The organism is Arthrobacter sp. ZGTC412, assembly GCF_002929215.1.
Lineage (GTDB): Bacteria > Actinomycetota > Actinomycetes > Actinomycetales > Micrococcaceae > Arthrobacter.
This window is the reverse complement of the sequence record NZ_PJII01000001.1, coordinates 427,546-441,483: the sequence shown is the minus strand read 5'-3', so window position 1 is coordinate 441,483 and position 13,938 is coordinate 427,546. Positions and strand designations below refer to the sequence as shown.

Sequence of the window (13,938 nt, the reverse complement as noted above, 5' to 3'; positions counted from 1 at the left end):
TGATGGCCCCGTTCCAACACCTGCGTGACAGTCTTCACAAAACCTTCCCTTTCCTGGCTGCAGCCTCTGCTGCGGTGGCCCTTGCATCCTGCACCGCCGCCCCGGCCCCTGTCCCGTCGCAGGTACCTTCCGCCCCCGCCGCACCTTCAGCGACACCGCGTACGACGCCGGCACCCCGCACGGCTTCCCCCTCACCTTCGCCGGCGGCGGACCCTGCCTTGCGTCCGCTGGGGTGGGGCCCGCAGCAGCGCGACCAGGACGCCGCCGCCGCGGCCGTGGCGAAGATGTCGCCGGAGCAGAAGGCGGGGCAGGTCCTGCTTCCGTTCTTCACCGGCACGGACCCTGCCGCCCATGCCGCCGTCGTCGAACGACTGCACCTTGCCGGGTCCATCATCATGGGCGACAACGTGCCGCTGGACCCGCAGGGGAAAGTTGACCTCGCGGCCATGGGGGCCACCAACCACCGGCTTGGGCAGGCGGCCACTGCGGACGGCAGGCCGTGGCCGGGGATGATCGGCGTTGACCAGGAGGGCGGCTTGGTGGCACGGCTCGGTGCGCCGCTGACGGAGTGGCCTGCGCCCATGAGCTTCGGGGCCGCAGGCAGCGGGCCCCTGGCGCGCGAGGCCGGGCAGGGGTTGGCCGGCGAGTTGGTGCCTTTGGGTTTCAACACGGATTTTGCCCCGGACACCGACGTGACCATCGGGCCGGCGGACCCCACTATCGGTGCCCGTTCCATGTCAGGTGACCCCGACGCGGCTGCGACGTTGGGGGTGGCATACTCGCAGGGCATGCTGGCCGCCGGCGTCCTTCCCGCCGTCAAGCATTTCCCCGGCCACGGCTCGGTGACCACGGATTCGCACGTAAACCTTCCCACGCAGCAGGCCACCGTTGCGGAACTCAGCGCCCGCGACTGGAAGCCTTTCCGGGCCGCCATTGCCGCCGGCGCGCCGATGGTGATGGCCGGCCACATCGCTGTGCCAGCGCTGGAACCCGGAGTGCCGGCGTCGCTTTCGGCGCCGACTTACACGGCGCTGCGGGGACTCGGCTTCAAGGGGGTGGCCGTGACTGACGCCCTGAACATGGGGGCAGTGCACAAGAAGTACCCTGCCGGATCCGCGGCGGTCATGGCCCTCGCGGCGGGAGCGGACCTCCTGCTGATGCCCGCGAACGTCGGGCAGGCCCACGCCGCGATTGTTCACGCCGTGGCTACCGGCAGCCTGCCCGCGGCAAGGCTGGAGGAAGCGGCCCTGCGGGTGGCAACCATGATGACCTGGCACGCCCGGGCAGCCGCGGGAACCGGGAAACCACCAGGCAGTGCGGCCGGCAGCGGCGCCCCTCTCGCCGCCAAGGTGTCCGCCGCCGCCGTCACCATCCTTTCCGGCCACTGCGGCGGTGCCTTGGCGCCCGGCGCGGTCCGGGTTGCCGGGGGCAGCCCGGCGGACAGGGCGCGGTTCGCTGATGCTGCGGCGCGTCACGGCCTCGCCCTGGGTTCCGGGACCTTGGTCAGCCTCATCCCGTTTGGCGGACGGCCCGCAGGGGGAGACATCGCCGTCGCCCTTGACGCGCCCTGGCCGCTGCAGCACTCCGCCGCTCCGGTCAAGGTGGCCTTGTACGGCCGCACCCAGGGTGCCTTCGATGCCCTCGCCGCGGTCCTGGCGGGGACGGCGCCGGCACCGGGAAAGCTGCCGGCCGCCGTCGGAAGCTACCCGGCGGGAACTGGCTGCCCGTGACCCCAACTGGCTCGCACTTAACGTCGTCATTCCCGAGTTTCAGTGCGTTATCTGCCAGTCAGTTGGGTGGGAACGGGTTAAATGGTCAGGTGCCCATTCTGAATAAAGACATGACCCTCTGCATCTCGCTCTCGGCCCGGCCCAGCAACAACGGGACCCGCTTCCACAACCACCTGTACGAGCAGCTGGAGCTGAACTGGATCTACAAGGCGTTCGCTCCCACCAATCTGGAACAGGCCATCGCCGGCGTGCGGGGCCTGGGGATCCGCGGCTGCGCCGTCTCCATGCCGTACAAGGAGGACGTGATTGCCCTCGTTGACGAAATGGACCCCTCGGCCACGGCCATCGACTCGGTCAACACCATCGTGAACACGGACGGGCACCTGAAGGCCTACAACACCGACTACACGGCGATTGAACAGCTGCTGGCCTCCAACGCCGTGCCCACCAGCTACTCGGTGCTGGTCCAGGGAGCGGGGGGCATGGCCAAGGCCACCGTGGCCGCGCTCCGGGATGCAGGATTCACCAACGTCACGGTCCTCGCACGGAACGAAACCACCGGGCGGGCGCTCGCGGAACAGTACGGCTTCCAGTGGCGTCCGGCGCTCGACGGCGGGACGGCGGACCTGATCATCAACGTCACACCCCTCGGTATGGCCGGCGGACCCGGCGCGGACACCCTGGCCTTCCCGCAGGAAACCATCGACGCCGCGCAGGTGGTGTTCGACGTGGTTGCCCTGCCTGCCGAAACCCCACTGATCAGTGCGGCCCGGGCTGCCGGAAAGCCGGTGATCACCGGAGCGGAGGTGGCCACCATCCAGGCGCTGGAGCAGTTTGTGCTCTACACCGGTGTGCGGCCCAGCGCCGAGCAGGTGCGGGCGGCCGAAGAGTTCACGCGCGCCCAGTAGCGGCTGGTTACACCGGCTCCACCACGATGGTCACCCGGTCCTCCCCGATACGGGTCAGGACCAGGGTGGCTGTTTTGTAGCCGCCCTTTTTTCCTGCGCTTTTGCCGCCCGCGTTTTTACCTCCGGGTAGCAGCTGTTTGCGGAGTTCCTCGGGGGTGACGGCGGTGCCGCGCTTCTTGATGTCCAGCACACCAATGCCCTCCGCCTTCACCCACGCCTTAAGCGCCTTGACGTTGTAGGGCATGACGTCCAGGACCCTGTAGGCCCGCGCGAAGGGGGTGTCCACCAGCTGCGGCGCGCAGATGTAGGCGATGTGTTCATCCACCAGGTGCCCGCCCAGCTGCAGTGCGACGTCGGCCACCAGTCCCGCGCGGATGACGGCGCCGTCGGGCTCGTACAGGTAACCTCCCACCGGACCAACGGGGGCGACGGGACCGGCCCCGAAATCTTCGCCGCTGGTGAGCTCGGCCGCACCTTCGGAACCCAGGACCAGGGCAGCCCGGCGGACGCCGGGCCGCTGCACGGAGTTGAACCACAGCGCCACTTCGGTGACATCTCCGGCCACGGAAACCCACTGGGCTTCGCAGCCAGCCGGCACGAAGTCGTGGGGCATTCCCGGCCCCATCTTCACCCCGACCGCCCGGCCGGACGCGGCCAGGGACTCAACAAAGGACAGCGGCGGCGAAAAAGCCTCCGGGTCCCAGATGCGCTTGGTGCCGGACGTGGAGGTGACCCGCCGCGCAGGGTCCAGCCAGACGCCGTCGATCCCGTCCAGCGGAACAGCGGTGGCATCTGCGTGGACCACCGTCGCATTGGAAAAGGGGATGAGGTTCACAGTGGCGCAGGCGGCAGTGGTCTCGTCCATTTCCACTGCCGTGACGTTGATCTCCATTGACGCAAGCGCCAGCGAGTCGGCGGCAAGGCCACAGCCCAGGTCCGCCACGTGGCTGATTCCGGCCTCTGCGAACCGCTGGGCGTGCCGCGCGGCCACATTGAGCCTGGTGGCCTGTTCCAGGCCCGCCTGGGTGAACAGCATGCTGCGGGCAAACTCACCGAACTTTGCCTCAGCCTTGGTGCGGAGCCGGGACTGGGTCAGCACGGCGGAGACGAGTGCGGGGGAGTGGCCGGCCTTGCGCAGGGCTGAATTGAGCGCGAAGGACTTGTCCTCCTGGTAGGGGCCCAGAGAGGCCAAAAGCTCCCAACCCTCGGGGGTCAGCAACGGCGCGATCTGGTCCTGGGGAGCTTGAGACATGCGGTCCAGCCTAGTGGAGTAGCGTCCGGCGGGATGCGGATAGTGTTGAAACCATGGAAGAGAGCGCAGGCCCCCAGCAGTCCGAAGAACCAATTAGGGACAGGGGCCCCGCCAGATTCGCCCGGCCGGCACTGATCGCCGGATCCCTGGTGGCAGTGGTGTGCATCGGGCTCCTGGTGGTCATCTTTTCCCTGGACACGTTCAACGCCACCGTCTACTCGGTGGGCGGCAACGACATCGCCGGCGACACCCAGGAAGCACGGGACATCCGCGGACTGTACGACGGCGCCCGGGCCGGCAGCATCGCCGTCCTGGTTTTCGCCCTGCTGACGGCAACTGCCGCAGGCGTGGTTCTTTACCGGGCGCGGAAATCGGCGGCCGTCGACGGCGGGGGTGAAGACGACGTCGATTTCGACGACCTTGGACGCTGAGGCGTCCTGCCGCCTGCACTAGTCAGCAACACCCCGGAAATGACCAGGACGCCGCCGAGGATCTGCGGAACGGTGATGGGCTGGCCCAGGATCACGGTGATAATGGCGGTGAATACAGCAATGAGGTTCAGGTAGTTGCCGGCGTTGGCTGCGGTGGTGCGCTTGAGGGCCAGGTTCCAGAGCAGGTAGGAACCCAGTGAGGGGAACAGGGCGATGAACGCCAGGGACCAGCCTTCCGCAGGGGTTTCCGGCAGGCCGGCGCCCTTAACGAGCGCGAGCGGGCTGAGGACCACAGCCGCCATGGCCACCTGGACCGCCGTGGAGGTGATTGCGGGGATGCCCAGCCGGCGGGCGAGGATGGTGTAGAGGCCCCAGACAGTGATGGCTCCCAGGATCAGGAGTTCGCCCTTGTTGATCGAAAATGTCAGCAGGCGCTGCAGCTCGCCGCCGGTGAGCACCATCAGGACGCCAAGGAGGCCCAGGCTGATCCCCACCCAGCTCAGCGGGCGCGGCCTGTCCCGGAGCAGGACCACGGCCAGCACCATAATCAGTGCCGGGTTTGCGGCCGTCACCAGCGAGGCGTTCAGGGCCGAAGTGTTCTGCAGGGCGCTGTAGAGCAGCAGGGTGTACCCGCTCATGCCCAGGGCACTCAGGAGCAGCAGCACCGGCCAGCGGCGCAGGACCGCCCGCCAGTCCGGCCGCTCCACGCAGTGGGCCAGCACCAGCAGTGGCACGGCAGCGAGGACCCAGCGCCAGAACGTCAGCTGCAGCGGCTCCATGGTCTGCATGGCGGCCTGGCCCACCACAAAATTTCCGGCCCAGAACAGGTTGGCAAGGATGAGGTAAACAGCAGCTCGCACCGGTCAAATGTACACGGATGCAAGTAATCCAATGACGAAACGCTGGCACTCGCCTTGACCGAGTGCTAACCCTTACATAGAGTCTTCATTAGCACTCTCCCTAGGAGGGTGCTAACACATGAAGAGCTGCCAGCCAGGCTGCTGCCGGCACCGCGACGACGGTTTGCCAGCCAGGGCAGAAAGCTTTCCAGTCCACGAATTTGCTGACGAAAAGGAGAGGTCCGAGTGTCGGTCTCTATTAAGCCTCTTGAGGATCGTATTGTTGTCCGCCCGCTCGAAGCCGAGCAGACCACGGCTTCCGGCCTGGTTATCCCGGACTCCGCGCAGGAGAAGCCCCAGGAAGGCGAAGTTGTTGCAGTAGGCCCCGGCCGCTTCGAAGACGGCAACCGCGTTCCTGTCGACGTAGCCGTGGGCGACGTCGTTATCTACTCCAAGTACGGCGGAACCGAAGTCAAGACCGGCGGCACCGAGTACCTCGTGCTGTCCGCCCGCGACGTCCTGGCGATCGTCGTAAAGTAACTCCCCCGGATCCCCGTGCCGCTGGTCTTGCATTCTGCTGGTCAGCTGCGCGGGGTTCTGTCTTGAAAGGACAAAACCATGGCAAAGCAGCTTGCGTTTAATGACGCTGCACGCCGGTCTCTTGAAGCCGGCATCGATAAGCTCGCCAACACCGTCAAGGTGACGCTCGGCCCGCGCGGCCGCAACGTCGTCCTGGACAAGAAGTGGGGCGCGCCCACCATCACGAACGACGGCGTCACCATCGCCCGCGAAGTTGAGCTGGACGACCCGTATGAGAACCTTGGCGCGCAGCTGGCCAAGGAAGTTGCCACCAAGACCAACGACGTTGCCGGCGACGGCACCACCACCGCGACGGTCCTGGCCCAGGCCTTGGTCAAGGAAGGCCTGCGCAACGTAGCGGCAGGCGCCGCTCCCGGCCAGATCAAGCGCGGCATCGAGGTTTCCGTTGAAGCCGTGGCCGCACGCCTGCTGGAGAACGCCCGCCCCGTTGAAGGCACCCAGGTGGCCAACGTTGCAGCAATCTCCGCCCAGAGCGACGAGATCGGCGAGCTCCTCGCCGAGGCATTCGGCAAGGTCGGCAAGGATGGTGTGATCACCATCGAGGAGTCCTCCACCACCCAGACCGAACTGGTCCTCACCGAGGGCATGCAGTTCGACAAGGGCTACCTGTCCCCGTACTTCGTCACCGACGCGGAACGCCAGGAAGCAGTCCTCGAGGATGCCCTCATCCTGATCAACCAGGGCAAGATCTCCGCGGTGCAGGAATTCCTGCCGCTGCTGGAAAAGGCGCTGCAGAGCTCCAAGCCGCTGTTTATCATCGCTGAAGACATCGACGGCGAGGCCCTGTCCACGCTGATCGTCAACCGCATCCGCGGCACCCTGAACGTCGTCGCCGTCAAGGCCCCGGGCTTCGGCGACCGCCGCAAGGCCATGCTGCAGGACATTGCCACCCTCACCGGTGCGCAGGTTGTTTCCCCTGAACTGGGCCTGAGCCTGGACACGGTTGGCCTTGAGGTGCTGGGTACCGCCCGCCGCATCACGGTCACCAAGGACAACACCACCATCGTTGACGGCGCAGGTTCGGCCGAAGACGTGGCAGCACGCGTTGCCCAGCTCCGCGCCGAGCTGACCCGGACGGACTCCGACTGGGACAAGGAAAAGCTGCAGGAACGCCTGGCCAAGCTGGCCGGCGGCATCGGCGTGATCAAGGTCGGCGCAGCCACCGAGGTTGAGCTGAAGGAAAAGAAGCACCGCATTGAAGATGCAGTGTCCTCCACCCGCGCTGCCCTCGAAGAAGGCATCGTGGCCGGTGGCGGTTCCGCTCTTATCCACGCACTGAAGGCCCTCGACGAGGATCCCGCCGTCAAGGCACTTGAAGGCGACGCTGCCGCTGCTGTGGGCATCGTCCGCCGCGCGCTGGTCCAGCCGCTGCGCTGGATCGCCCAGAACGCCGGCTTTGATGGCTACGTCATCACCGCCAAGGTTGCCGAACTCGAAACCAACAACGGCTTCAACGCCAAGTCGGGCGAGTACGAAGACCTGATCGCCGCCGGTGTCATCGACCCCGTCAAGGTCACCCGCGCAGCCCTCCGCAACGCAGCCTCCATCGCTGCACTGGTTCTCACCACCGAGACCCTCGTTGTGGAAAAGCCTGCCGAGGAAGACGAGCACGCAGGCCACAGCCACTAGCATCCCCGCCGGCTCCCCGAGTCTCGCTTCGCTCGACTTGGGTCCCTCGCCGGCGTGGGCCCTATAGCCGCGAAAAACCGGTCCAGCATCCGCTGGGCCGGTTTTTGTTTCACAGCAGGGCCCACGCCGTCAGGGTTCCCTGACCGAGCGAAGCGAGGTTAGGGGGACGGCGGGGATCTAGGTGCCCGCCATGTCCTGCGTCTCAACGTCGCCGGCGCGCTCGTACACCAGCGACACCGCCCCCTTCGGGAAGCTGCGGGCCGGCTCCGCGAGGCGGAATGAGGCGGGGATAGTCCCGGCGTCGAAGAGACGTTTGCCCTGCCCGAGGGTTACCGGATAAAGCCAGAGGTGAAGGCGGTCGATCACGTCTGCCGCGAGCAGTGAGCGGATGAGGACCCCACTGCCGAACATGTGCACCTGGCCGTACTCCTCTCGGAGCCGGCCCGCGGCCGTGGCATCCGGCAGGACCGTTGTGCCAGCCCAGCTTGGATCGGCCAGGCTGCCGGAGACGACGAACTTCGGCACCCGGTTGAGTGCGCCGCCAATGTCGCCGGACTGGTGCGGCCAGTAGGCAGCGAAGATGTCGTAGGTCTTCCGGCCCAGAAGCAGGGCGTCGATGTGGTTGATCTCTGCCTCGATGGCCGCCTCAGCCTCGTCGTCGGACACCGGCGCCTGCCAGCCACCGAAGGCGAAGCCTCCCGCAGTGTCCTCCTCGCGGCCGCCGGGCGCCTGATAGACGCCGTCGAGGGTAAGGAACAGGTTCGCGACGATGATTCCCACGCGTCCATTGTGAGACCGCGCTCCGGCGCTGTCCAGCCTCGGCGGCGTGCGTGGCAGACTGGTGCCATGCTGCTCGACGAGCTCGTAAAAACCGCGGAAGCCGTCGCGATGACCCGCTCCCGGCTCGCGAAGGTTAACGCGCTCGCAGACCTGCTGCGCCGGCTGGAGCCCGGGGAGATCGCGACGGCGGTCGGACTGCTCACCGCCAGGCCGCGTCAGGGCCGGGTAGGAGTCGGCTGGCGCGGCATGTCAGCGGCTATGGGAGAGCCGGCCGCTGCGCCGAGCCTGACCGTCGCCGACCTCGATGCTGCGCTGGACCGGCTGCTCCTCCCCGCAGGTGCCGGATCGGCAGCCGAACGCGCCGCGACCCTCAGGTCGCTGACGGCGGCAGCCACCGAGCGCGAGCAGGCCTTCATCGCCGGCGTGCTGCTCGGCGAACTGCGCACCGGTGCGCTTGAAGGGGTGCTGACGGATGCCGTAGCCCGCGCCGCCGATCGGCCCCTCGACGCCGTACGCCGCGCAGCGATGCTTTCCGGCGATCTCGGCGGGACCGCCCTGCTGGCGATCACTGGCACTGCAGCCCAGCTGGACGCCGTCGGCCTCGTCGTTGGCCGTCCGGTGCAACCCATGCTCGCCTCAACCGCGGCCAGCGCCGGGGCGGCGCTGGAGACCACCGGCGAGGCGTCCGTGGAATACAAGCTCGACGGCGCACGCATCCAGGTGCATCGCGTCGGCGACGACGTGCGCATCTACACCCGCACCCTGGCCGAGGTAACCCACCGCCTGCCCGAAGTGGTGGAGGTAGTGCGCGGACTGCCGGTGCGCGAGGTGATCCTCGACGGCGAGACCCTCGCCCTCGACGAGGACGGCGGCCCTCGGCCGTTCCAGGAGACCATGTCGCGGTTCGGGGCCGACGCCGCGCGCAGTACCCTGCTGCATCCCTGGTTCTTCGACGTGCTGCACCTCGACGGGCGCGACCTGCTCGACGAGCCGCTGGCCACGCGCATCGGCGTGCTTAAGCGCATCGCCCCCGGGCACCGGATCCCGGGGGAGATCACGGCAGATCCCGCCGTTGCCGAAAGAGTATCCGGAGAGGCGCTCGCCGCGGGCCATGAGGGCGTGGTGGTGAAGGCAGTTGGATCAGCGTACGCGGCCGGCAGGCGCGGTTCGAACTGGATCAAGGTGAAGCCGGTGCTCACCTACGACCTGGTGGTGCTCGCGTGCGAGTGGGGGTCAGGACGGCGCACCGGGATGCTGTCGAACCTGCACCTCGGAGCCCTCGACCCCGCCGGCGAGTTCGGTGAACCCGGCGGCTATGTCATGGTGGGCAAGACCTTCAAGGGCCTTACCGACGCCCTGCTGCGCTGGCAGACGGAGCGCTTCCAGGAACTCGCGGTGCGGCGCACGGCGGGCACGGTCTGGTTAGACCCCGTCACCGTGGTTGAGATCGCCATCGACGGCGTGCAGCAATCCCCGCGCTATCCCGGCGGAATCGCGCTGAGGTTCGCACGTGTGAAGCGCTACCGCGACGACAAAACGGCTGCGGAAGCCGACACCATCCAGACGCTGCGCGCGCTGCTCCGTCCCTAGCCCTGGCGTTCCCTTGTGCCGGTTCCCGGGTGGTCGTACCGTGGCGCTTAACTGCCGATACGTCCATGTGGGGCAGACCGGCATGTTGGGCGGCTGGCGGGCTGCCACCGCAGCACCGAGGCGTAGCGCTTGATACGCCAGGACCGTTCTTCCTGGGTCAGGAATTCCTTCACGCCGCGGCCTCCGCCGCCCTCTCCGTTGCAGGCCGTGATTCGCGTTACCTTGCAGGGAAAACACCCCAAATGGGTAGAATTGATGTTTTGCCCATGCGACCGTGAGGTCTTTTTGTGTCGATAGCGAGAACAGAGCCAGCAACCGGAACGCTCTCCGGAGCCGATACCAAGGGCCGGAAACCAACCTTCCGGCCCGAGGTGCAGGGGCTCCGCGCCCTCGCCGTGCTGATGGTGGTTGCTTACCATGTGTGGCTGGGCCGGGTGTCCGGCGGCGTGGATATCTTCCTGCTGATTTCGGCGTTCCTGCTCACGCTGTCCTTTGTCCGGAAAGCAGAAACAGGGCGTCCCTTCGGGCTCCTGGCGCACTGGCTGCATCTGTTCAAGCGGCTGCTGCCCGCCGCCGTCGTGGTCATTCTTGGCGTCCTTGCCGGGACGCGGCTGATCCTGCCGCAGAGCCGCTGGCCGGAGGTGCTGGATCAGGCGTGGGCATCGCTGCTCTACAGCCAGAACTGGCTGCTCGCCGAGACAGCCGTTGACTACTACGCCCAGGACCATGCTGGAGCCAGCCCGCTCCAGCACTTCTGGTCGCTCTCCATCCAAGGCCAGGTGTTCATCCTGTGGCCGGTGATCTTCGCCGGCAGCGCTGCACTGTTGGCGCTGCTGCGCCGCGTCCCCGCACTCAGCAGGGTGAACTACCGGGGAGTGCTGGCGCTGGTCTTCGGTGCGGTCTTCGCCTTTTCCCTCGCCTACTCCGTGGAGCAAACCGCAACCAACCAGGCGTACGCCTACTTCGACACCAGGGCCCGGCTCTGGGAGTTTGCGCTGGGATCCCTCCTGGCCCTTGCGTTGCCTTACCTCAAACCCGCCCGGGTGCTGCGGGTAGTGCTGGGCTGGACAGGACTGGTCGCCATGGTTTCCTGCGGCCTGCTGCTGACCGTGGACCGGTCCTTTCCCGGGTACGTCGCGCTGTGGCCCACCCTCGCGGCGGCTGCAATCATTGTCGGGGGACAAACCGGCAGCCGCTGCGGCGTTGACCGGTTCCTGAGCAGCAAGCCACTGGTAGCGCTCGGCGACAATTCATATGCGCTGTACCTGTGGCACTGGCCCGTCCTGGTGCTCGCGCTCGCAGCCACCGGCGTGGAGGCACCCAACCTGTCCCAGGGACTGGGGATCGTCGGCGCAGCGGTCGTGCTCGCTGTCCTCACCACGCGCTTCGTGGAAAAGCCGCTCCGCGACTGGCACTGGCCCAAACGCCGCGCCTGGCGCACCGCCGTCGTCATTGTTGCCTGCGGCACCGTCCTCGCCGGTCCCGTCGCCGTCTGGCAGACCACCCTCACTGCAGAGGAAAGCGCGACGGCGGCCCAGCCGCGCGAGCTCACGCCAGGGGCGGCAGCGCTCACCCCGAAGAACGCGCCGGTGCCGGTTCCTGAGGCCAAAATCATTCCGGGGCCGGCCGCGCTGGACCACGACTGGGCCGGTATCCATGCTCCCTGCACCGGTGCCAACGCCACCAGCAACCCCATCCTTGAGGGATGCCGGCAGGCGGTCCCTGAAGGGGAAACCACCAAACGCATTGTGGTCCTGGGCGACTCCCACTCCCAGCAGTACCTGGGTGCGCTGGCGCCGATTGCGGCTGCGCGGGGCTGGGAACTGGTGACGCTGCTGATGCCGGCGTGCCGCTTCGGGGCCGAGTCGGCGGAAAGGAGCGCGGAGTGCAACGCCTACAACCAGGCCAGCGCCGCCTACGTCCTGGAACATCAGCCCGATGCAGTGTTCACGGTGGCGTCACTGACCCATGAAGAAGCCCCCTTCGAGACCGAAGTCCCCGGCTACCTTGAGGGTGTCCGGTCTTTTGCGGACGCCGGGATCGAGATCATTGGCATCCGGGACAACCCCCGCTTCACGTTCAACATGCCTGAGTGCATCCAGCGGAACGGCCCGGACGCGCCGGAGTGCAGCGTGTCCCTTGAAAAGTCGCTGGCAAGCCCCTCTCCGCTGGAAAGCTATGCGGGCCAGGTTCAGGGGCTGCACCTGATGGATATGAGTGACTTCATCTGTGCGCGCGGAGTCTGCCCCGGTGTCGTGGGGAATGTCTACGTCTACAAGGACGACAACCACCTCACGCGCACCTACGTGGAAAGCATGGTCCCGATGTTCGAGCAGCGCCTCCTCGCCGCCACAGGGTGGAGCTGACGGCCCGGTTGCCCGGCGCACGCCCGCAGGGAGGCCGGGCGGACTTGCGAGGCCAGGGAGCAGGCGGGGCGCGTGCGGTTGCTCACATTGCCTGCATGGAATAGGGGGATTGGCCCCGAGGTTCTAATATTTACTCAACACTTTCTGACCCGGAGCGCCGACAACCTGGCGGTCCCTTCTGCACAGGCCAGTCCCGTAATGACGGGCTGGTCATCGGCTGCAACCCCTACCCGCACAGCAACCAAGGTAAGAGGCGCACTCATGACCGAGCCCGAACACAATCCCTTTGGCTTCATCGGCCTGACCTACGACGACGTCCTGCTCCTGCCTGGCCACACCGAGGTCATCCCTTCGGAAGCGGATACGTCCTCCCGGATTTCCAAGCGAATCACCGTGCAGACGCCCCTGCTGTCCGCGGCCATGGACACCGTGACCGAGTCCCGGATGGCGATCGCCATGGCCCGCCAGGGCGGCCTGGGCGTGGTTCACCGCAACCTGTCCATCGCCGACCAGGCGGACCAGGTGGACCGCGTCAAGCGCAGCGAATCCGGGATGATCACCAATCCGCTGACCATCCGGCCCGAGGCAACCCTGCGCGAACTGGATGACCTCTGCGCCCAGTACCGCGTGTCCGGCCTGCCGGTGGTGGACGAGGACAACCGCCTGTTGGGCATCGTCACCAACCGCGACACCCGCTTTGTGCCCGAGGCCGACTTCCCGCTGCGGCTTGTCAGCGACGTCATGACCAAGATGCCCCTGGTCACCGGGCACGTCGGCATCAGCCGCGAGGAGGCCTCGCACAAGCTGGCCACGAACAAGATCGAAAAGCTGCCGCTCGTGGACGAGCAGGGCCGGCTGAAGGGCCTGATCACTACCAAGGACTTCACCAAGGCGGAGCAGTACCCGCTGGCCACCAAGGACGACGAAGGCCGCCTTCGCGTAGGCGCTGCCATCGGCTTCTTCGGGGACGGCTGGGAGCGCGCCATGGCACTGGTGGATGCCGGCGTCGACGCCCTGTTCGTGGACACCGCGAACGGCCACTCGCAGGGTGTGCTGGATATGATCCGCCGCCTCAAGTCTGATCCGGTGGCGGCGCACGTTGACGTCATCGGCGGCCAGGCTGCCACCCGTGAAGGCGCCCAGGCCCTGATCGACGCCGGCGCCGACGGCATCAAGGTGGGCGTGGGACCGGGTTCCATCTGCACCACCCGCGTGGTGGCCGGTGTGGGCGTCCCGCAGATCACTGCCATCTACGAATCCGCCAAGGCAGCCATCCCGGCGGGCGTTCCGCTGATCGCCGACGGCGGCCTGCAGTACTCCGGCGACATCGGCAAGGCCCTGGTGGCCGGTGCAGATACCGTGATGCTGGGCTCCCTCCTGGCAGGCTGCGATGAGTCACCGGGCGAGCTGATCTTCGTCAACGGCAAGCAGTTCAAGTCCTACCGCGGCATGGGCTCCCTGGGCGCCATGCAGTCCCGTGGCAAGAACACGTCCTACTCCAAGGACCGCTACTTCCAGGCGGACGTCTCCGGCGACGACAAGCTCATCCCCGAGGGCATTGAAGGCCGCGTCGCCTACCGCGGCCCGCTGGCTTCCGTGGCCTACCAGCTGGTGGGCGGCCTGCGCCAGACCATGTTCTACACCGGTGCCCCCACCGTCCCCGACCTCAAGGCGCGGGGCAAGTTTGTCCGCATCACCCCGGCCGGGCTGAAGGAATCGCACCCGCATGACATCCAGATGACCGTCGAGGCGCCGAACTACGGATCCCGCTGATCACTCGGAAGGGATGGGCACTACTGCCCATCCCTTCTTT

At 67.1% G+C, this 13,938-nt stretch carries 11 protein-coding genes; 8 read left to right on the top strand and 3 right to left on the bottom strand.

The annotated features are described in order from the left end of the window. The first annotated feature begins 284 nt into the window (after positions 1–284). Both CXQ88_RS02005 and CXQ88_RS02000 read left to right on the top strand, forming a co-directional pair. Positions 285–1,730, top strand: a complete 1,446-nt coding sequence (locus tag CXQ88_RS02005) for a glycoside hydrolase family 3 N-terminal domain-containing protein (RefSeq protein ID WP_104042486.1) — start codon at positions 285–287, stop codon at positions 1,728–1,730. A gap of 89 nt (positions 1,731–1,819) precedes the next feature. After that, positions 1,820–2,638: a shikimate 5-dehydrogenase gene (locus CXQ88_RS02000; RefSeq protein WP_258061652.1), complete on the top strand. Its 819-nt coding sequence runs from the start codon at positions 1,820–1,822 to the stop codon at positions 2,636–2,638. A gap of 7 nt (positions 2,639–2,645) precedes the next feature. Here the strand turns inward: CXQ88_RS02000 and CXQ88_RS01995 are convergent, their stop codons facing one another. Then, on the bottom strand, positions 2,646–3,890 hold the full coding sequence (locus tag CXQ88_RS01995) for a THUMP-like domain-containing protein (protein ID WP_104042484.1): 1,245 nt from the start codon (positions 3,888–3,890) through the stop codon (positions 2,646–2,648). 53 nt (positions 3,891–3,943) lie between these two features. On the opposite strand from CXQ88_RS01995, the gene CXQ88_RS01990 reads away from it, so the two are divergent. Then, on the top strand, positions 3,944–4,321 hold the full coding sequence (locus tag CXQ88_RS01990; protein ID WP_104042483.1) for a hypothetical protein: 378 nt from the start codon (positions 3,944–3,946) through the stop codon (positions 4,319–4,321). Here the strand turns inward: CXQ88_RS01990 and CXQ88_RS01985 are convergent. Next, entirely contained in the window at positions 4,246–5,181 is a 936-nt protein-coding gene (locus tag CXQ88_RS01985; protein WP_104042482.1) for a DMT family transporter, read from the bottom strand. The two genes, CXQ88_RS01990 and CXQ88_RS01985, sit on opposite strands and share 76 nt — an antisense overlap. Before the next feature lie 225 nt (positions 5,182–5,406). Here CXQ88_RS01985 and groES point away from each other — a divergent pair, with 225 nt between their 5' ends. Beyond that, positions 5,407–5,700, top strand: coding sequence for a co-chaperone GroES (gene groES, locus CXQ88_RS01980; protein ID WP_003805290.1), 294 nt, complete (start codon positions 5,407–5,409; stop codon positions 5,698–5,700). A 78-nt stretch (positions 5,701–5,778) separates the two neighbouring features. Then, positions 5,779–7,389 carry a chaperonin GroEL gene (gene groL / locus CXQ88_RS01975; RefSeq protein ID WP_104042481.1) on the top strand — a complete coding sequence of 537 codons (1,611 nt, stop codon included), beginning with the start codon at positions 5,779–5,781 and terminating at the stop codon, positions 7,387–7,389. 177 nt (positions 7,390–7,566) lie between these two features. On the opposite strand, the gene CXQ88_RS01970 is transcribed toward groL, so the two are convergent. Then, complete coding sequence (locus tag CXQ88_RS01970) at positions 7,567–8,169, bottom strand: dihydrofolate reductase family protein (protein ID WP_104042480.1); 603 nt, start codon at positions 8,167–8,169, stop codon at positions 7,567–7,569. A 66-nt stretch (positions 8,170–8,235) separates the two neighbouring features. On the opposite strand from CXQ88_RS01970, the gene CXQ88_RS01965 reads away from it, so the two are divergent. The 3 genes from CXQ88_RS01965 to guaB all read left to right on the top strand — a co-directional run bounded on the left by CXQ88_RS01965 (position 8,236) and on the right by guaB (position 13,898). After that, positions 8,236–9,759 (top strand): ATP-dependent DNA ligase, encoded by a 1,524-nt coding sequence (locus tag CXQ88_RS01965; RefSeq protein WP_104042479.1) that lies wholly within the window; start codon positions 8,236–8,238, stop codon positions 9,757–9,759. A gap of 287 nt (positions 9,760–10,046) precedes the next feature. After that, positions 10,047–12,125 (top strand): acyltransferase family protein, encoded by a 2,079-nt coding sequence (locus CXQ88_RS01955; protein ID WP_104042478.1) that lies wholly within the window; start codon positions 10,047–10,049, stop codon positions 12,123–12,125. Positions 12,126–12,386: 261 nt separating this feature from the next. Then, positions 12,387–13,898 carry an IMP dehydrogenase gene (guaB, locus tag CXQ88_RS01950; protein ID WP_104042477.1) on the top strand — a complete coding sequence of 504 codons (1,512 nt, stop codon included), beginning with the start codon at positions 12,387–12,389 and terminating at the stop codon, positions 13,896–13,898. Positions 13,899–13,938: the final 40 nt, after the last annotated feature.